20 protein-coding genes are annotated in these 17,073 nt (G+C 62.7%); 11 read left to right on the top strand and 9 right to left on the bottom strand.

Features of this window, described 5'->3' with window-relative positions; genetic code table 11:
• Nucleotides 1-53 precede the first annotated feature (53 nt).
• The 5 genes from NKJ00_RS08555 (at nucleotide 54) to NKJ00_RS08535 (ending at nucleotide 5,349) form a co-directional block, all read left to right on the top strand.
• Nucleotides 54-1,583, top strand: a complete 1,530-nt coding sequence (locus NKJ00_RS08555; protein ID WP_352629426.1) for a sugar ABC transporter ATP-binding protein — start codon at nucleotides 54-56, stop codon at nucleotides 1,581-1,583.
• Nucleotides 1,580-2,596, top strand: a complete 1,017-nt coding sequence (locus tag NKJ00_RS08550; protein ID WP_128304034.1) for an ABC transporter permease — start codon at nucleotides 1,580-1,582, stop codon at nucleotides 2,594-2,596. Before NKJ00_RS08555 ends, NKJ00_RS08550 begins: the two co-directional genes overlap by 4 nt.
• 446 nt (nucleotides 2,597-3,042) lie before the next feature.
• Nucleotides 3,043-3,675 carry a PAS domain-containing protein gene (locus tag NKJ00_RS08545; protein ID WP_023812148.1) on the top strand — a complete coding sequence of 211 codons (633 nt, stop codon included), beginning with the start codon at nucleotides 3,043-3,045 and terminating at the stop codon, nucleotides 3,673-3,675.
• Between the two features lie 176 nt (nucleotides 3,676-3,851).
• Nucleotides 3,852-4,469 (top strand): PilZ domain-containing protein, encoded by a 618-nt coding sequence (locus NKJ00_RS08540; protein ID WP_023812149.1) that lies wholly within the window; start codon nucleotides 3,852-3,854, stop codon nucleotides 4,467-4,469.
• Nucleotides 4,470-4,740: 271 nt separating this feature from the next.
• A complete protein-coding gene (locus NKJ00_RS08535; protein WP_352609642.1) occupies nucleotides 4,741-5,349 on the top strand; it encodes a transglutaminase-like cysteine peptidase in 609 nt (202 codons plus the stop codon).
• Between the two features lie 145 nt (nucleotides 5,350-5,494).
• On the opposite strand, the gene NKJ00_RS08530 is transcribed toward NKJ00_RS08535, so the two are convergent.
• Together NKJ00_RS08530 and NKJ00_RS08525 are read right to left on the bottom strand one after the other, a co-directional pair.
• On the bottom strand, nucleotides 5,495-6,022 hold the full coding sequence (locus NKJ00_RS08530) for a gamma carbonic anhydrase family protein (RefSeq protein WP_352609640.1): 528 nt from the start codon (nucleotides 6,020-6,022) through the stop codon (nucleotides 5,495-5,497).
• Between the two features lie 19 nt (nucleotides 6,023-6,041).
• Nucleotides 6,042-6,383 carry a DUF6949 family protein gene (locus NKJ00_RS08525; protein WP_352439925.1) on the bottom strand — a complete coding sequence of 114 codons (342 nt, stop codon included), beginning with the start codon at nucleotides 6,381-6,383 and terminating at the stop codon, nucleotides 6,042-6,044.
• A 125-nt stretch (nucleotides 6,384-6,508) separates the two neighbouring features.
• Between NKJ00_RS08525 and NKJ00_RS08520 the strand changes: the two genes are divergently transcribed.
• Complete coding sequence (locus NKJ00_RS08520) at nucleotides 6,509-7,234, top strand: hypothetical protein (protein WP_352439924.1); 726 nt, start codon at nucleotides 6,509-6,511, stop codon at nucleotides 7,232-7,234.
• A 62-nt stretch (nucleotides 7,235-7,296) separates the two neighbouring features.
• On the opposite strand, the gene NKJ00_RS08515 is transcribed toward NKJ00_RS08520, so the two are convergent.
• Nucleotides 7,297-7,500 (bottom strand): DUF3126 family protein, encoded by a 204-nt coding sequence (locus tag NKJ00_RS08515; protein ID WP_013531334.1) that lies wholly within the window; start codon nucleotides 7,498-7,500, stop codon nucleotides 7,297-7,299.
• A 150-nt stretch (nucleotides 7,501-7,650) separates the two neighbouring features.
• The gene (cysE, locus tag NKJ00_RS08510; protein WP_352609639.1) at nucleotides 7,651-8,499 is read right to left on the bottom strand and encodes a serine O-acetyltransferase; all 849 of its coding nucleotides are present in this window, start codon (nucleotides 8,497-8,499) and stop codon (nucleotides 7,651-7,653) included.
• 147 nt (nucleotides 8,500-8,646) lie between these two features.
• On the opposite strand from cysE, the gene NKJ00_RS08505 reads away from it, so the two are divergent.
• Nucleotides 8,647-9,249, top strand: coding sequence for an HD domain-containing protein (locus tag NKJ00_RS08505; RefSeq protein WP_352439923.1), 603 nt, complete (start codon nucleotides 8,647-8,649; stop codon nucleotides 9,247-9,249).
• A 33-nt stretch (nucleotides 9,250-9,282) separates the two neighbouring features.
• On the opposite strand, the gene NKJ00_RS08500 is transcribed toward NKJ00_RS08505, so the two are convergent.
• Genes NKJ00_RS08500 through NKJ00_RS08490 form a run of 3 tightly spaced genes read right to left on the bottom strand, consistent with a single transcriptional unit; the run spans nucleotide 9,283 to nucleotide 11,231 of the window.
• Complete coding sequence (locus NKJ00_RS08500) at nucleotides 9,283-10,050, bottom strand: alpha/beta fold hydrolase (RefSeq protein ID WP_164780029.1); 768 nt, start codon at nucleotides 10,048-10,050, stop codon at nucleotides 9,283-9,285.
• A gap of 20 nt (nucleotides 10,051-10,070) precedes the next feature.
• Nucleotides 10,071-10,631 carry a DUF192 domain-containing protein gene (locus NKJ00_RS08495; RefSeq protein WP_352609635.1) on the bottom strand — a complete coding sequence of 187 codons (561 nt, stop codon included), beginning with the start codon at nucleotides 10,629-10,631 and terminating at the stop codon, nucleotides 10,071-10,073.
• A gap of 24 nt (nucleotides 10,632-10,655) precedes the next feature.
• Entirely contained in the window at nucleotides 10,656-11,231 is a 576-nt protein-coding gene (locus NKJ00_RS08490) for a cold-shock protein (protein ID WP_352609724.1), read from the bottom strand.
• 238 nt (nucleotides 11,232-11,469) lie between these two features.
• Here NKJ00_RS08490 and gloA point away from each other — a divergent pair, with 238 nt between their 5' ends.
• Nucleotides 11,470-11,910 (top strand): lactoylglutathione lyase, encoded by a 441-nt coding sequence (gene gloA / locus NKJ00_RS08485; RefSeq protein ID WP_127332092.1) that lies wholly within the window; start codon nucleotides 11,470-11,472, stop codon nucleotides 11,908-11,910.
• 147 nt (nucleotides 11,911-12,057) lie between these two features.
• Nucleotides 12,058-12,351, top strand: a complete 294-nt coding sequence (locus NKJ00_RS08480; protein ID WP_127415469.1) for a DUF2218 domain-containing protein — start codon at nucleotides 12,058-12,060, stop codon at nucleotides 12,349-12,351.
• A gap of 8 nt (nucleotides 12,352-12,359) precedes the next feature.
• On the opposite strand, the gene NKJ00_RS08475 is transcribed toward NKJ00_RS08480, so the two are convergent.
• Nucleotides 12,360-12,920: a DUF1697 domain-containing protein gene (locus NKJ00_RS08475; protein WP_352609721.1), complete on the bottom strand. Its 561-nt coding sequence runs from the start codon at nucleotides 12,918-12,920 to the stop codon at nucleotides 12,360-12,362.
• 14 nt (nucleotides 12,921-12,934) lie between these two features.
• Nucleotides 12,935-14,191 carry a threonine ammonia-lyase IlvA gene (gene ilvA / locus NKJ00_RS08470; protein ID WP_352609634.1) on the bottom strand — a complete coding sequence of 419 codons (1,257 nt, stop codon included), beginning with the start codon at nucleotides 14,189-14,191 and terminating at the stop codon, nucleotides 12,935-12,937.
• 465 nt (nucleotides 14,192-14,656) lie between these two features.
• On the opposite strand from ilvA, the gene NKJ00_RS08465 reads away from it, so the two are divergent.
• Together NKJ00_RS08465 and NKJ00_RS08460 are read left to right on the top strand one after the other, a co-directional pair.
• Nucleotides 14,657-15,730, top strand: a complete 1,074-nt coding sequence (locus NKJ00_RS08465; RefSeq protein WP_352609631.1) for an alpha/beta hydrolase — start codon at nucleotides 14,657-14,659, stop codon at nucleotides 15,728-15,730.
• Between the two features lie 143 nt (nucleotides 15,731-15,873).
• A complete protein-coding gene (locus NKJ00_RS08460) occupies nucleotides 15,874-17,037 on the top strand; it encodes an alpha/beta hydrolase (RefSeq protein WP_352609630.1) in 1,164 nt (387 codons plus the stop codon).
• Nucleotides 17,038-17,073: the final 36 nt, after the last annotated feature.

Genomic DNA, 17,073 nt, shown 5'->3' with positions numbered 1-17,073 from the left:
TTGGCTTGCTTGCCTTTCCCAGTTCCCGCTCAACCTGTAACCGGCTGAACCAATTGTCCCTCACCGCCGCCCCCATTGCCGTCGCTGTCGCCGGGATCGAAAAATCCTTTGGCCCGACGCGCGCGCTCGCTGGAGCCGATCTTACCGTGGCAGCCGGGGAGGTCGTGGCGCTGATGGGCGCCAATGGCGCCGGCAAATCGACTCTGGTGAAAATCCTTTCAGGCTCGCATGTACCCGACGCCGGAACGATCACCCTGGGCGGCGGGATCGTCGCCCTCGCCTCGCCCAGCGCCGCCAAGGCCGCCGGCATCGCGACCGTCCATCAGGCGACGGATCAGGCGGGGGCTGCCGGACTGACGGTCGCGGAGAATCTTCTGCTCGATGAACTTTGCCAGCCGGGCGAGCGCTTCTTCGTCTCGGCCCGGTCGATCCGCAGGCGTGCGCGCGCCATCGCGGCGCTGATCGATCTCGACCTGCCGCTCGACCGCGACTTCATCGACCTGCGGCCGGCGGAGCGGCAATTGATCGCCATCGCCCGCGCCGTCGCGGCCAAGGCCTCCGTTCTAATCCTCGACGAGCCGACATCCAGCCTCTCGGCCACGGAAGCGGACCGGCTTTTCGCCATCATCCGGCGGCTGCGCGCGGGCGGCATGGCAATCCTCTACATCTCGCACAGGCTGGGCGACCTTGCCGCCATCGCCGACCGCGCCGTGGTCATGCGCGGCGGTCGCATCGTCGGCGCCTTTGCCAAACCGATCGATTTCCCGGCCGCCGTTGCGGCCATGATCGGGCGGACGCTGGAAGCCGCCACCCATGACGGCAAGATTTCGGCGGCCCCAATCATCGCCTCCATCAAGGGTGCGCAACTGATTCCCGGTGCGAGGCCTTTCGATCTCGATCTGCGCTCCGGCGAGGTCGTCGCGCTGACCGGCACGCTTGGCTCTGGCAAGAGCCGGCTGTTGCGCGCGCTTTTTGGTCTGGAAACGCTGGCGCAAGGCAGCTTCGTGCTCGATGGAAAACCGTGGCTTTCCAACGGGCCGGCGCGATCGATCGAAAACGGCGTCTTCATGGTCGCCGAGGACCGCTGGGCATCGTCGCTGCTACCGCCCGAGGTTCCCGGCGCCTCGATTGCCGGTACTATCGCCCTGCCGCATCTGCGGCGCTGGTTTCCGGACGGCCTGCTGCGGGTCGCGCGCGAGCGCAAGGTTGCCGCCGAGGCGATCGCCCGGCTCGGCATCAAGGCGCGCGGCCCCGATGACACGCTCGACGAGCTTTCCGGCGGCAACCAGCAGAAGGTCGTGCTCGCCCGCTGGCAGGCGGCACCTTGCCGGCTGCTGCTGCTCGACGAGCCCTTCCAGGGTGTCGACGTCGGGGCGCGTGCCGACCTGATCTCCGCAATCCGCAACAGCCAAAGCGGTTCCGCCACGCTGATCGCGACCAGCGACACCGAAGAGGCGCTGGAGGTTGCCGACCGCATCCTCGTCATGCGCGATCACTCCCTTCACGAGGCCGGTGACGGCCATGGCCCGCTGACCGACCAGATCGGCAAGGTCGAGAGCGAAAAGGCCGGAGAGCATCGATGACGAACCCGACGACGGTCCAGCAGGCCGCCCCGCGCACATCGCTTTTCCGCGAAACGCGCCGTTACGCGCTGTTCGTGCTGCTGGCACTGATGGTGATCGGCTTCTGGTACGCGCAGCCCGCCTTCATCCGCTCGGCCAACCTGTTCTCCATCCTGCAGGCGGTTTCGGTCGTGGCGATCCTCGGCGTCGGGGTCTCGATCACGATGTCGGCCGACGGCTTCGATCTCTCGGTGGGCAGCATCGCCGCCTCGTCGGTGATGGCGGCAAGCTATGCCATGGTCGTATGGCAGCTGGATGCGGCCCAGACCATGGGTCTGGTCTTGCTGATGGGCGCCTTCATAGGCCTCCTGAACGGACTGCTGATTGTCCGCATCGGCGTCCCCGATCTTCTCGCCACGCTGGCGACAATGTTCCTGCTCGCCGGCCTGCAGCTGATCCCGACCGGCGGCCGCTCCATCACCGCCGGCATGGTGCTGCCCGACGGCTCGTCCGTTCCCGGTGCTTACGATCCGGCTTTCCTGATCCTCGGCCGGTCACGGCTCTTCGACACCGTACCCCTGTCTGTCGTGGTCATGGCGGTGGTCGCCATCCTCGCCTGGTTCCTGATGGAGCGTACGCGCTGGGGACGCGTCTTCTATGCGATCGGCGGCAACGAAACGGCCGCGCATCTATCCGGCGCGCCGACCAAGGCATATCGACTCTGGGCCTATATCCTGTCCGGCACGCTTGCTTCGTTGGGAGGGCTGATCGTCGCTTCGCGTGTCGGCCGCGGCGACGTCTCGGCCGGCAACTCGCTCCTGCTCGATGCGGTGGCGGCCTCGCTGATCGGCTATGCCGTGCTCGACAAGCGTCGCCCGCATGTGATCGGCACGGTGGCCGGCGCAATTTTCGTCGGCGTCCTCCTGAACGGCCTCACCATGCTGAACGCGCCCTACTACACGCAGGACTTCGTCAAGGGTGTCGTGTTGGTTGGCGCTCTGGCGCTGACCTTCGGCCTGGGGAAGAAGCGATAGTTCACACCAGCCGACCACGGAACGCAGATTTTTCGTCGCATAGCGATCGGACGATGCCGCCTTAGCGACCGCCGGGATGGTTGCCAGCACTTGTCGGCAGGTAGAAATACACGCCCGCCGTTAACCCCGAATCGCCTGGCGCGAATCAAAAAAGAAGCCGTTCAAGGTTTCCCCTGAACGGCTGGTCGAGCCCCCTGCTCCCCTAAAACTCTGACTGAAGTGCTGCCGATCGTCGCGAAACGACCGCTTCTGGAGTGGTTTTTGTTTGCCACGGGGCTCGCTTCGACGCAACGTAAACCACTTGTTAACCTTAACGGCCCCGACCCGTGAACAAGTGTTAACGACGCTGGCACGCTTCCTGCTCCGCAACGCATGTAGGTCATCGGAGGGCGCCCTTCTGTTCACCGATGGGACATCAGACGACAGAATGCGCGGAGCAGCATAGCATGAACCAGAATGGATCGATCACGCTGTTCCAATATTGGAACCGTCTGCGTGACGGACGCCCTGCCCCGAAGCGTTCAGAGGTCGAGCCGGCCGACATCAAGTCGCTGCTGGCCGACACCTTTATCCTGGAGCGGGACACGCGCGGGCAAGCCGTATTCCGGCTCGCCGGCACCAGGCTTTGCGCCTGCTACGGCCGAGAACTCAAAGGGTTTTCCTTTCCGTCGCTGTGGCGTGAGAAGGATCAACGGCTCGTCTCGCGGCTGATCCACGGCGTCTTCGAGCAGAAGTCGGTCGTGCTCATCAGCTATGAGGGCTTCAGCCGCAACGGGCGCTCCAACAAGTTCGAACTGCTTGCCCTGCCGCTTGACGGCGGCGTCGAAAATCCACGCTGCCTGGGCGTCATCAGCGCCGTGGAGAAGCCCTTCTGGCTGGGTGCCGACCCGATCACCGACGCGTTGATCGATTCGATCCGCGTCATAGATCCGGAGAAGGAGCTCCTCAACAACCGCCCGGCGATCGATGTTCCCTCGCTCGTTCCCGATGAACTTGGAGCACCCGAGACGATCTCGGCGCTCGGCCGGGCGCGCCGCATCCGCCATCTCGTCGTCTTCGATGGCGGGCGCGAGGAATAGTCCGTTTGCGGCCTGATGCACGTCGCCCAAAACCGCGCCGCTGTTTTGGCACCACGGCCTGCAAAAAGGAAACCTTGGAGCGCCCGCTTTTTCCCTTTGTTAACCCGCTTTGTTGTACTTCTCTGATGAAGTTCCTCGCATCGGCGCGCGGGATGCCAAACGGGGTATAGGCAGTCATGAGGTCAGCGGCGGTCGACTATGCGCCGTCCCAAGCTGAAAGGCGTAACTTTCAGCGCGTCCGGGTCAAAATCTACGGACGCTTCATGCTGGAAGACCGCACCGAACACCCCTGCCAGGTCGTCGACATGTCACCGGGCAACGTCGCGTTTCGCACCGACCGCATCGGCATGCCCGGCGAAAAAATCATTGCCTACATCGATCATATCGGCCGCATCGAAGGTGTCGTCACGCGCACCTTGCAGGACGGTTTCGCGATGACCGTCATCGCGTCGGATCGCAAGAAGGACAAGCTGGCCGCGCAATTGACCTGGCTCGCCAACAAGCATGAACTCGACCTGCCGGAAGATCGCCGCCACGAGCGCGTCGCGCCGCGCAATCCGACCAGCGTGCTGCAGCTCACCGACGGCCGCCAGTACCAGTGCCGTATCATCGACCTTTCGCTCTCCGGCGCCGCGGTCGAGATCGACGTCAAACCGGCGATCGGCATCCAGGTCATGCTTGGCACCATGCGCGGGCAGGTCGTGCGTCATTTCGAGGACGGCGTCGCCATCGAATTCGCTGTGATCCAGCGCCCCGAAACGCTCGATTCCGAATTCAACACGCCACGCACCTGAGCAGGCCCGACAGCGACACTCCAGGAAACCGGCCCTTGTGGCCGGTTTTTTGTTTTCGACGCCATGACCGGCATGCTTAGCCCACTTTAGGCGGGGCTTGGGAGCCCTCCGCGCGCCGAGATTCGCGCCTCAAGATCCAAACGAATTAATACTCAAATGATTCAAATTTTATTTTTATTCTACTGGAGTTTTACTCAATATCTACTTCGCGCTTTTGCGTCAAATAAATCCACATGTGGCAATGTCTCCTTCGAACGGGGAGACTACAACAATGAAGAAAACGAGGGGCAAGCTGTTGCTGGTGGCAATGGCGATGCAGCTTTCCGCTTGGGGATCAGCATATGCCGCGGGACCGACCTATATGCACACCGGCGGACGCACCACCCAGCCTGTCGGTCATTATGAGTTCTGCCAGCGCAGTCCTGGCGAATGCAGCGAACGGACCCCGAAGGGTGCGCCGGTCGAACTGACCCGCAAACTGTGGGCGACGATCGTCAACATCAACAATTCGGTCAACACCCGCATCAAGCCGCGCACCGACATGGAAAACTACGGTGTCGAGGAATATTGGGCCTATCCGGCCAATGGCTATGGCGATTGCGAGGATTACGCGCTGGAAAAGCGCCGCGAGTTGATGGATGCGGGCGTGCCGGCCGGCAATTTGCTGATGACGGTGGCGCGCCAGCCGAATGGCGACGGCCACGCGGTGCTGACCGTGCGCACCAGCCTCGGAGAATTCATCCTCGACAATCTCGAGACCAAGGTCCTGTCCTGGACGGACACCGACTACACCTATCTCAAGCGCCAGTCGGACCAGAATTCCGGCGTTTGGGTGACGATCAATGACGGCCGCTCCGGCGCGGTCGCCAGCGTCCGCTAGAACAGAGCTCAAGCGCGCCGCGTGAATGCGAGGCGCTTCAGGAGAAACCCGGTCGAGTCCCCCCCCAACCCCGACCCCACCACCCCGGGAAAGGAGCCGGCCCCGTCCCCGGGCCGGCTCCGCCATTTCTGGCGGAGGCTGCTCGTTAGACCTTCTTCAATCCCGCCTTGAAGCGCTTGCCGTTGGCGACATAGTGCGCCGCCGAGCCGCGCAACCTTGCCACGGCCGCGTCGTCCAGCACCCTGATCGCCTTGGCAGGCGAGCCGACGATCAGCGAATTGTCCGGGAATTCCTTGCCTTCTGTGACCAGCGCGCCGGCGCCGACCAGCGAATTCCTGCCGATTTTCGCGCCGTTCAGCACGATGGCGCCCATGCCGATCAGGCTGTTGTCGCCGATCGTGCAGCCATGCAGCAAGGCGCGGTGGCCGATCGTGCAGCCCTCCCCGATCGTCAGCGGGAAGCCGGGATCGGTGTGCATCACCGTATGTTCCTGCACATTGGTGTCGGCACCGATGACGATAGGCTCGTTGTCGCCGCGGATGACGGCGCCGAACCAGAAGCCGGCATTGCGCCCGACCCTGACGTCGCCGATCAGCGTCGCATCGGGCGCGATCCAGTTCGAGTCAGCATCGGTGAAGCTGGGCTCTGTTCCATCGATCGCATAAAGCGGCATTTCTGGTCTCCGAATCGTCTCAGCCTGGCAGCTCGAACCCTAGGAGACGGACCGTCCATGAGGCAATGGCAAGCACGACGACGCCCAGCGCCAAGGTCCACGCAATTGCCGTGCAGCCGCAGGACATCAGCGCCAACGTTGAAATGCGGCGTTGACGCCGAGCATCGATGGCATCGTTGACCAGCATGAAGGGTCCGGCACAGGCCGTGGCGAGCAGCGAGCGCAAGACATGTGACGGCGACACATAGGGTTCGGTGAAGGCGACCTTGCGGCCCGACGCCAGTTCCATAGCCGATCCGGCCAGCCCACAGGCCGTCAACCCGACGGCAAAAGCAAAGAGTGTGAGTTCCAGCGGTCCCATCTTAACTTTCCATTTACCATGAAATTGCACAGTCGTTCCATGCAGGCTGCAAGAGCCGTGCCGTGCGATGTGTGCCGCCCAGGGACACTGGAGGCGGACGGGCCGCCCGAGATCCGAGGACTGAGATGAAGCAGGCAGCGCTCGCCAACGAACTCACCGTGGTCGATTCCAGGCTGATGAAGCGGGTGCTCTACGGATTCGCGGCGCTGGCCCTGCTTTCGGCAGCGATCAGCCTTGCCGGCAAATGGTTTGGCCATTCGATCGCCATGGCCGGATACACCGACGACGCAACGGTGCACCAAGTGGTGATCGGCAACAATGTCATCACGGTCCCGGCCAACGCCATCCGTTTCGCCCAAGCCCGGCGCGACGGCATCGCCTCGCGGCTCGACCTCTATCTGCGCTATCCCCAGATGGACGGCTACAGCGAGCCGGCGCGCAACGATTTCAACCACACGGGCACAGTCAAGAGCGTCGTCTTTCTGTCCTTCGAACAGCAGATGATGTCGCGTGACATGAGTGGCCGCTTCACGCCGATCTACAGCGCGTTGATCACCCGACCCGGCATTGCCGGGCCTGGCGGCACGATGATTTATGGTTTCAACGAGAAATCAGGCTATCTGAACGAGGTGCTGGTTGTCGGCAATCGCCCCGGCAAGGAGCCGTTCGTGGCCCGTTGCCTGAGCGGGCCGAGTGCCGAGCAATCGCTGGCGCCTTGCGAGCGCGACATTCAGGTCGGCGACGAACTCAGCCTCACCTATCGCTTCCCAAGGGAGTTTTTGGGCGATTGGCAGGCGCTCGACGCGGCAATCGCCACTGAAGCCGGGCGCGTTCTGAAGGCGGGACGCTAAGAACGCTTCGAGGGAACCGGCTGGCCGGCCGCATGAGCCGACCGACCGCAAGATTTGCTGGCTCAGGCCAGATCGATGTCGAGAATTGCCATCGAAAAATTGTAATCGCCGTCGTCCTCGTCCTTGAAGACGATGCCGAGGAATTCGTCGCCGACATAGACCTCGGCCGAATCATCCTTGCGCGGCCGTGCCTTGACCTCAAGCTTGGGGTTTTGGAAGACGCGCTTGAAATAGGCGTCCAGCTTTCTGATTTCGTCCGGCTTCAACAGTCTTCTCCGATCATCGGGCTTGCTCGTTCAACGCGCTTCTGGCACGTCGACAATGGCGATGTAAAGGCAAGCGGCCTGATAAGGCGAGACAACCGCCCGCTCCTGCCCGCGGCCGGAATTCGACAGCAGACGGCGGCGCCGTGAAAATCAGATGTCGAAACTGACGACCTGATCCATCGTCTGCGACGGTAGAAGCTGGTCCATCTGGCGCGACGGCTGATCGCAGCCGGTCTCGCCGACGACGCGGGCCGGCACGCCGGCAACCGTCTTGTTGTGCGGCACCGGCGACAGCACCACCGAGCCGGCCGCGATCTTCGAGCAATGGCCGATTTCGATGTTACCGAGGATCTTGGCGCCGGCGCCGATCAGCACGCCATAGCGGATCTTGGGGTGGCGGTCGCCGCCGGCCTTGCCGGTGCCGCCCAGCGTCACGCCATGCAGGATCGACACGTCGTCCTCGATGACCGCGGTCTCGCCGACCACGAGGCCGGTGGCGTGGTCGATGAAGATGCCCTTGCCGATGCGGGCGGCCGGGTTGATGTCGGTCTGGAAGACCGAGGACGAGCGGCTCTGCAGGTAGAGCGCGAAATCCTTGCGCCCCTGGTTCCACAGCCAATGCGCCAGCCGATGGGTCTGGATGGCGTGGAAACCCTTGAAATAGAGCACAGGCATGATGAAGCGGTCGCAAGCCGGATCGCGATCGTGATAGGCCTGGATGTCGACACGCACCGTCGTCGGCCACTCCTTGTCGTCGGCCAGCATGGACTTGAAGGTCTGGCGGATGAGATCGGAGCCGATGTCCTGGTGCGCCAGCCGCTCGGCCAGCCGATGAATGACCGCCTCCTCCAGGCTGTCCTGGTTGAGGATGGTCGAATAAAGGAATGCAGCGAGCAGCGGATCGCGGTTGACAGCCTCCATGGCCTCGTCGCGGATCGAACGCCAGATCGGATCGACCGGCTTCAATGCGCTGTGTCGGGAAATGCTGATGCTGTTCATCGCCGTCTGGTCCTGCGTCCTGCCTGGCTTGCCTGTAGTGCTTGCCTGTTGCCTGGCCGCACATATAAGCCAGATCATAGCACGATTGAACTCAATTTTCCTTAGTGCTTTGTCAAATGGATTTGGTTCGCGGGAATTCAAGCAGCCATGGAAAACGAACCCTTGATCGACGACGCGCTGAAAAGCGAGCTTTCGGCTCTCTACCGGGCGCCAGGCCGCCACTATCACAACCTTTCCCATATCGAGGCAATGCTGGCGCTCGCTGGCGACTGTCGAGAATTGCTCGGCGACCCCGAGGCGATCGAAGCGGCGATCTGGTTCCACGATGCCATCTACGACAGCAAGGCCAAGGACAATGAGGCGCAAAGTGCGGCCCTTGCCGAGAAAGAGCTGGCGGGCCGCGCGGATCCTTCACGTCTCGACCGCATCTCGGCAATGATCGTCGCCACCGCCACGCACCAGGTGCCGCCGTTCGACGACGCGGCGGCCACACGGGACGCAAGTCTTTTTCTGGATATGGACCTGTCGATCCTGGGAGCCGCGCCGGACGCCTTCGACGCCTATGAGCGCGCCGTGCGGCGCGAGTATCACTGGGTGGAGGAGCCGATGTGGCGAGCCGGACGCAGTGCGGTGCTGAAGAATTTCCTCGCCCGCCCACACATTTTCCACACCGAGGAATTCCGGCAACGCTTTGAACGGCAGGCCCGGGAAAACATGGCGCGGTCGCTGGCGGCTCTCACCACAGGCTGAGGGCAGTCACGTCCCGCGTCCCTCGCCGTCCGCTCAGAGCGGATTCTCGGCATAGAACTCCAGCACGCGCTGCTTGAAGGTCTTGTCCCCGACGGCCAGCATATGATCCCGGCCCTCGATGTGAAAGGCGCTGGCGTTCGGCATCAACGCTGCAAGCTCGTCGGGCGAGCCGCCAATGTCGTCGGTGGTTCCGACGGCGACAAGCGTCGGCTGGGCGATGCGCGCGATATCCTGCTCGCTCAGCAATTCGCGCGATTTGGCGATGCAAGCGGCCAAGGCACGGCGATCGCTGCGGGTCTGGTCGGCGAAGGCGCGAAACGACCGGCCGCGCGGATGGGTAGTCGCGGCTGGATCTTCGGCAAGCAGGGCGGCGGCGATCGGATCCCAATCGCCGACACCGTCGACCATGCCGATGCCGAGACCGCCGAAGACCAGCGTCGCCACCTTGTCCGGATCGGACAGCGCCATGAACGCCGCGATGCGGGCGCCCATCGAATAACCCATGACATGGGCGCGCTCGATGCCGAGATGGCCGAGCAAGGCAGCGGCATCGGAAGCCATCTTGACCGGCGTGTAGTCGGCCTCCTCATAGCTCTTCGACGACGAGCCGTGGCCGCGATTGTCGAAGGCGATGGCGCGGTAACCGGCATCGTTCAGCGTCTTGAACCAGCCGGGCGATACCCAGTTGACATAATGGCTCGAGGCGAAGCCATGGATCATCAGCACCGGATCGCCCTCGCCCGATGCCGGCTGGCGGTCGAGGAAGGCAAGCTCGAAGCCGTCATGGGTGAAAGACTGCATCTGCGATCCCGCCTGTGTGCTCAACCGCCACCGCCATTTGGCGCATCGCCATTGTCGGCTGGTGGCATGCCGGGGCCGGATACCGTGCCCACGGCCGGATGGCGCAAAAGGTCGCCATACTCGATGCCGTTCCTGGCGGCAGTGCCGGCCTTGAGCTCGAGCACGAAGCGCACCGGTACGCCGGGCGAAATGACGGCGTCCGATTGCGGCTCGCCGTGCTTGACCGCCCGGATCTTGCCATCCTGGCCGACGAAAATCAGATCAAGCGACATTGGCGTGTTGTGCATCCAGAAGCCAACCTGCTGCTGAACCTCGAAGACGAACAGCATGCCGTGGTTGTCCGCCATGTCCTGGCGATACATCAAACCGGCTTCGCGCTCCGCGGCGGTGTCGGCGACTTCGATGGAAAAAGAGCGATCACCGCCTTTCGTCACCACGACCAATGGCGCCGGATCGGCCGGAAGGATCATCGCCCGGCTGTCCGCAGAGGTCGGCTTTTCGGAATAGAAGTAACCACCGGCGGCGGCGATGAAGGCAATCGCGCACATCGCGCCCGCGGTCAGCCAGTTCCTGTAAGCCATTCGAGATCCTCGGCCGGAAACGCCTTAATGCGAGACCGGCAAGGTCCCCATATCGGGGTGAATTTCGGCGGCCATAAGGCCTTTGTCGCCGCGCCCGAAACGAACCAGCACGACCTGCCCCGGCCGAAGCTCGGTGATACCGTAACGGCGCAAGGTCTCCATATGGACGAAGATGTCCTCGGTACCCTCGCCGCGGGTGAGAAAACCAAACCCTTTGGTGCGGTTGAACCATTTCACCAAGGCGCGTTCGAGACCGCTCTCCGGCGTCACCGCGACATGGGTGCGCTGCTCCTGCATCTCGGCCGGATGGACCGCGGTGGTGAGGTCCATGGAGAGCACCCGGAAGGCCTGCAATCCGCGGTCGCCATGTTTGACAAGGCAGACCACGCGCGCGCCCTCCAGGGCCGTCTGAAAGCCGTCCCTTCGAAGACATGTCACATGGAGGAGGATGTCGCCCGAAATGCCGTCATCCGGGAGGATGAAACCATAGCCCTTGGCCACATCGAACCACTTGATGGCGCCGGCAATTTCTCGCAGGTCGGCGGCGTCGCCGCCTTCGTCACGCTGCGGGGCGTCGCCAAGGGGTCCGTCCCGCCCCATGAAAGAGGCCTTTTCCCCCATAAGAATGCCCCCTCTTTTCAAGAACACCGCAACTGATTCTTGCCAACAGATTAACACTGCGGCTTCCGGTCTGTGCAAGACCTGCCGTGCCTTTTTTCACGGTTCATTTGGGCAATACCGGATTTGTTCTTTGCCGGCATTGCGCACCGCCGCACGATTGCCCTTTGACAGGGCCGACCCTATGTTGCGCCGCAACGCAATTTATCGAGGAAATCACATGCGCTATCTGCACACCATGATCCGCGTCACCGACGTCGATGCCTCGCTCGACTTCTACTGCAACAAGCTCGGCCTCAAGGAAGTGCGCCGCTACGAAAACGAGCAGGGCCGCTTCACGCTGATCTTCCTCGCAGCCTCGGAAGACGAGCAAAGCGGCATCGCCGACAAGGCACCGCTGGTCGAACTGACCTACAATTGGGATCCCGAAGACTACAAGGGCGGGCGCAATTTCGGCCACCTCGCCTATGAGGTCGACGATATCTACGCCACCTGCCAGCACCTGATGGACAATGGCGTCATCATCAACCGGCCGCCGCGCGACGGCAACATGGCCTTCGTCAAGTCGCCGGACGGCATCTCGATCGAGCTTCTGCAGAAAGGCCCGGCCAAGGCCAAGGCGGAGCCCTGGGCTTCGATGGCGAACACCGGAAGCTGGTAGCCGATCACGCTGTCTTGAGCGGACAATACCAGGCTGATGAGCCCGGTACCGTTTGGTTTTTCAGGGGCGGCGCCTATCTGTCCGGCTGAGGCGCCAGGCTTGGGCCGGTGCCCCGGCCACACAACAGGCGCTTGCCCAGGAGAATCCATGCCGACCAGCCATGCCGACGTCGCCACCGAACATGCCAGCCGCTACCTGCAGCAGCTGTGCAAGCACTGGGCGCATAAATTCCCGGTCGAGTTCGATCCCACCCACGGCACCATCGATCTCTCAATGGGCCGTACCGTCATGGATGCCGATGCGGCGACACTGCATATCACGGTGTCGACCGACGAAGCAGGATCGATCGAGCGCCTGGAAAGCGTTGTCGCCGATCACATCAAGCGCTTTGCTTTCCGCGAAGAGCTGACCTTCGACTGGAAACCCGCTCCGGCAGCTTAGGCGGCGACTTACTTCCCACCGGCCTGAGCAGCCATCTCCAGCAGCGCCTGCACCGAGCGCCAGTTGCGTGCGGTACCCGGCACTTTCAGCGTGCGCGGGATCAGCCCGGCAAACACCGATTTGCCCAGCCCGTCCGGTGCGTGCAAGTAGAGCACATCGCCCTTGATCTCGAAGCGTTCGGGGCCGGTGCACTTTTCGGTCAGCCGCGCCACCTCGTCCGCTGTCGGCTCGCGCTCCAGCACATAGGCGTGCAGCTTGGTATGGTCCCCGGCAACTTCCGGGTAAGGGTTTTCGTTCACCAGCCGCTCGAACCACGAGAGATCACGCACCATGATGCGCGAATAAAAACCCCATTTCTTCTCGAAGGCTGCTTCGATCTGTTTCGTCAACGTGACCGCTTCGCCCTCTTTCGCCCGGAACACGGCATTGCCGCTCTGCACATAGGTGGCGACATCGGAGAAGCCGAGCCCCTCGAAGAACGACCGCAGCTCCGCCATCTTGACGATGCGATTGCCGCCGACATTGATGCCGGAAAACAGCGCGACGAAGATTTTTCCCGGATCAATCATTTGATCCCGATCGCTCATATGATGAACCCGGCCAGTGTCTCGTTGTCGGTGATGTCCTGATACTGGACGCCCTCGGCCTCGAACTTCGCCTTGAGCAGATCGAAATTGCGGCGGTCCCTGGTTTCGATGCCGATCAGCACCGAACCGAAATTGCGCGCCGATTTCTTCAGATATTCGAAACGGGCGATGTCGTCGTCGGGCCCGAGCAGTTCGAGGAAGTCTCGCAGCGCGCCGGGCCGCTGCGGAAAGCGGATGATGAAGTATTTCTTCAGCCCCTCGAAGCGCAACGCCCGTTCCTTGACGTCCGGCAGCCGCTCGAAATCGAAATTGCCGCCCGAAACCACGGCGACGATGGTCTTGCCCCTGATCTCCTTCTTGGAGAAATCCTTGAGCCCATCGATCGCCAGCGCGCCGGCCGGCTCCAGCACGACGCCTTCGACGTTGAGCATTTCGATCATGGTGGCGCAGAGCCGGTTTTCCGGGATCAGCCGCACCGTGTCGGCCGGAAAATCCTTGAGATGACGCAACGGCTCGCGGCCGATCTCGGCCACCGCGGCGCCATCGACGAAATTGTCGACCTTGGCGAGCTTGAGCCGTTTCCCCGCCGCGAGGCTCTCGCGCAGGCTCGGCGCGCCGGCCGGTTCGCAGAAGACGAACCGTGCTTGCCTGCCCTGATCGGCGAAATAATGGGTAACGCCCGCGGCAAGTCCGCCACCGCCGACCGGCAGCATGACGATATCGGGCATGCGGGCGCCCGGCATCTGGTCTGCGATCTCGTAGGCGACGGTTGCCTGGCCCTCGATAATGTCCTTGTGATCGAAGGGTGGCACCATATGGGCGCCGGAACTGTCGGTGAATTCCAGGGCCGCGCGATAGCAGTCGTCGAAGAAATCGCCGACCAGTCTGATCTCGATGAAATCGCCGCCGAACAGCCTGGTCTTGTCGATCTTCTGCTGCGGCGTCGTCACCGGCATGAACACAACGCCTCGCCTGCCGAAATGGCGGCAGACGAAAGCAAAACCCTGCGCGTGGTTGCCGGCCGACGCGCAGACGAACAGTTCAGCCTCGTTGCCGGCCGCCAGTGTCTTGCGGAAGAAATTGAAGGCGCCGCGGATCTTGTAGGAGCGGACCGGCGACAGATCCTCGCGCTTCAACAGCACCCGCGCACCGGTCTTTTTCGACAGATAATCGTTTTCCTGCAGCGGCGTTTCAGGGAAGATCTGGCGGATCGCGGCGGCAGCGGCAGCAACACGGGAAGAGAAACTGTTCATCGGAAACCACCCTTGGGAAAGCCGCCTTGCGTTGCACGCTGTCCGCGGACCTCTATCATTGATCGGGTCGCGCACGTCGGTTGTTGAGCGCCCGGACAAGGTGCGGCGCGAGCCCGCGTATTGCATATCCGGCTACGCGGCGCCATCGTCCATCATGTGCGTCCTTCCGGGCGGAAATTTTGCGGAATACTTTCAGCTACTTGCGGGTGCATTCTAATGCCCCCTCGCACCGGGCGGCTTGAAATCGCTATCTCTGCGGGAATTGGAAGGCCGGCGGCGACGGCGCTTATTGCGCGGATCACGCAGGCGTTTTCCGCCATTTTGGCTTTCGCGCAACACTGCGATGCCCGCAGCGGGGCGCCGATCACATTTCGACTGGACATGACTTAGTTCTGCCGCACTCTGCCTGTCCGGGAGGTATCGTGAGGATAGACAGGCCTTTCGGCCGGAGTTGGAAATTCAGGCGTGCCTTTGAAGAAGATTTTTACCGTTGTCCTGGCCTTGTTCGTCTCCGGCTGCGCCGGCCAGCAAACACAGGAATTGCTGGGCAGCGCCATGGTGTCCGCGCCGGTGACGGAGATTGCCGGCAACCACTCGATCTTCATCGCCACGACGCGCAAGAAATCCGACGATCCCAACAAGGTTTTCGACGGCGAACGCTCGGCGACGCTGAACTATGCCCGCGTCAACGTCACCGTTCCGGGGCTTCACAAGACCGGCCAGATCGAGCGCCGCTCGCGCGGCAAGTCGGACGACCCGGCCAAATATTTCATGGCTTCCGAGGTCGTCGGCTACGACACGCAGCCGAAATTCTCCAGCGCGCTCAACGCCGACATCGCGGCGCGTGGCGGCCGCGTCATGGTCTTCGTGCATGGCTACAACACCGGCTTCGATGCCGCCGTCTATCGCCTGACCCAGATCGTCCATGATTCCGGCTATCCCGGCACGCCCGTGCTGTTTTCCTGGGCATCGGGCGCCAGGACCACCGACTACGTCTATGACAAGGAAAGCGCCAGCGCTGCCCGCGACCAGTTGGAGGTGACGCTCAGGATGCTGGAGCAGTCCGGCGCGCGGCGCATCGACATCGTCGCGCATTCGCTCGGAACCTGGGTCACCATGGAAACGCTGCGGCAGATGGCCATCACCGGCGACCGCGATCTCGGCGGCAAGCTCGGCGACGTGGTGCTGGCCTCGCCCGACATCGATGTCGACGTGTTCAAGAGCCAGATGCGGCGCTATGGCAAGCCCGACAAGCCGTTCATCCTGCTGTTGTCGGACGACGACCGCGCGCTGCGGCTCTCCGGCCTGATCGCCGGATCCCGGCCGCGCGTCGGCGACTACAAGGATGCCGCCGATCTCGCCTCCTATGGCGTGACGGTCGTCGACCTGTCCAAGGTCAAGGGATCGGACAGCTTCAACCATACGAAGTTCGCCGACAATCCGACGCTGGTGAAGATGATCGGCCAGCGGCTGCGCGAGGATGACGGCTTTGCCAGCGACCGTGACGTGACCGATCGTATCGGCCTGCTTGGACAATAGATGCGGTCCCGCGGTTTTCGCCGTGCCTGTTCACCACTGCGGATGTATCGATTCACTTTGAACTGGACCGCGCCGGTCTCCGGCCTTATCGGAATAGCCAGCGACGTCATGCGTTTGACGTCCCCCTTTGCGGGAGCCGGCGTATGACCATGCGTTCGAAGAGTTATCTCGTCGTTGCATTGACGCTCGCTGTCACCGGCTGCGCCGGCGGGAAAACGCACGACCTGCTCAACAGGACGACGGTCTCGGTGCCCGCTTCCGACATCGCGGCCACGCATGAAATCTTCGTCGCCACTACCCGCCAGAGGGCAACCAAGGATCCGCGACAGGTGTACGATGGCGATCGCTCGCTGACCACCAGCTTTGCCCGTGTCGACGTCACCGTCCCGAAAAACCATCAGGTCGGCGCCATCGAGCGGGCCAAGGGATCCGCGAACAGCAATCCGGCCAAGGATTTCACCGCCAAGGACGTCACCTTCTATGAAAGCGCGCCGCAATTCGCCAAGGCGGTCGGCGCCGACATTTCCATGCGCGGCGACCGTGCGCTGGTTTTCGTGCACGGCTTCAACAACGGTTTTGACGACGGCATCTACCGGCTGACGCAGATCGCCCACGACACGAAATATCCCGGCACGCCGGTGCTGTTCTCGTGGGCTTCGAGCGGCAAGACCACGGGTTACATATACGACAAAGAAAGCGCCAACGCAGCGCGCGACGACCTCGAGGCGACGCTCAGGATGCTGGCCAAGACCAAGGTCAAGAGCATCGACATCATCGCCCATTCGATGGGGACCTGGGTGACCATGGAGGCTCTGCGCCAGCTTGCCATCACCGGCGATCGAGATCTCGACGACAAACTCGGCTACGTCATCCTGGCCTCGCCCGACATCGATGTCGACGTGTTCAAGAAACAGATGATCCGTTACGGCAAACCCGACAAGCCATTCGCCATCCTGCTCTCGGCGGATGACCGGGCTCTCAAGCTGTCCTCCCTGATCTCAGGCGATAAGCCGCGCGTCGGCGATTACGGCGATGCGGCCGACCTCGCCAGCTATGGCGTGTCGGTGGTCGACCTTTCCCAGGCCAAGGGCGGTGACCGCCTCAACCACGCCAAATTCGCCGACAACCCGATGCTGGTGCAACTGCTCGGCGACCGGCTGCGGGCGCCTGCCGGTCTTGCCTCGGACGAGCCCGTCCCGACTCAGCTCAACAATCTCGGCCAGGGCCTCGGAAAGGCCGTCGGCTCGGTCGCCGAGATCGTCATCACCACGCCGTTCAAGGTGCTCACCATCGCCACCGGCGGGTGAGCCAGCGGGCGACATTGGCCCTAGGATTGTTGAGAT

It is taken from the genome of Mesorhizobium sp. M0227, assembly GCF_040321855.1.
Taxonomy (GTDB): domain Bacteria; phylum Pseudomonadota; class Alphaproteobacteria; order Rhizobiales; family Rhizobiaceae; genus Mesorhizobium.
The sequence above is the reverse complement of the archived record's forward strand: the minus strand, read 5'-3'. Positions and strand labels throughout refer to the sequence as shown.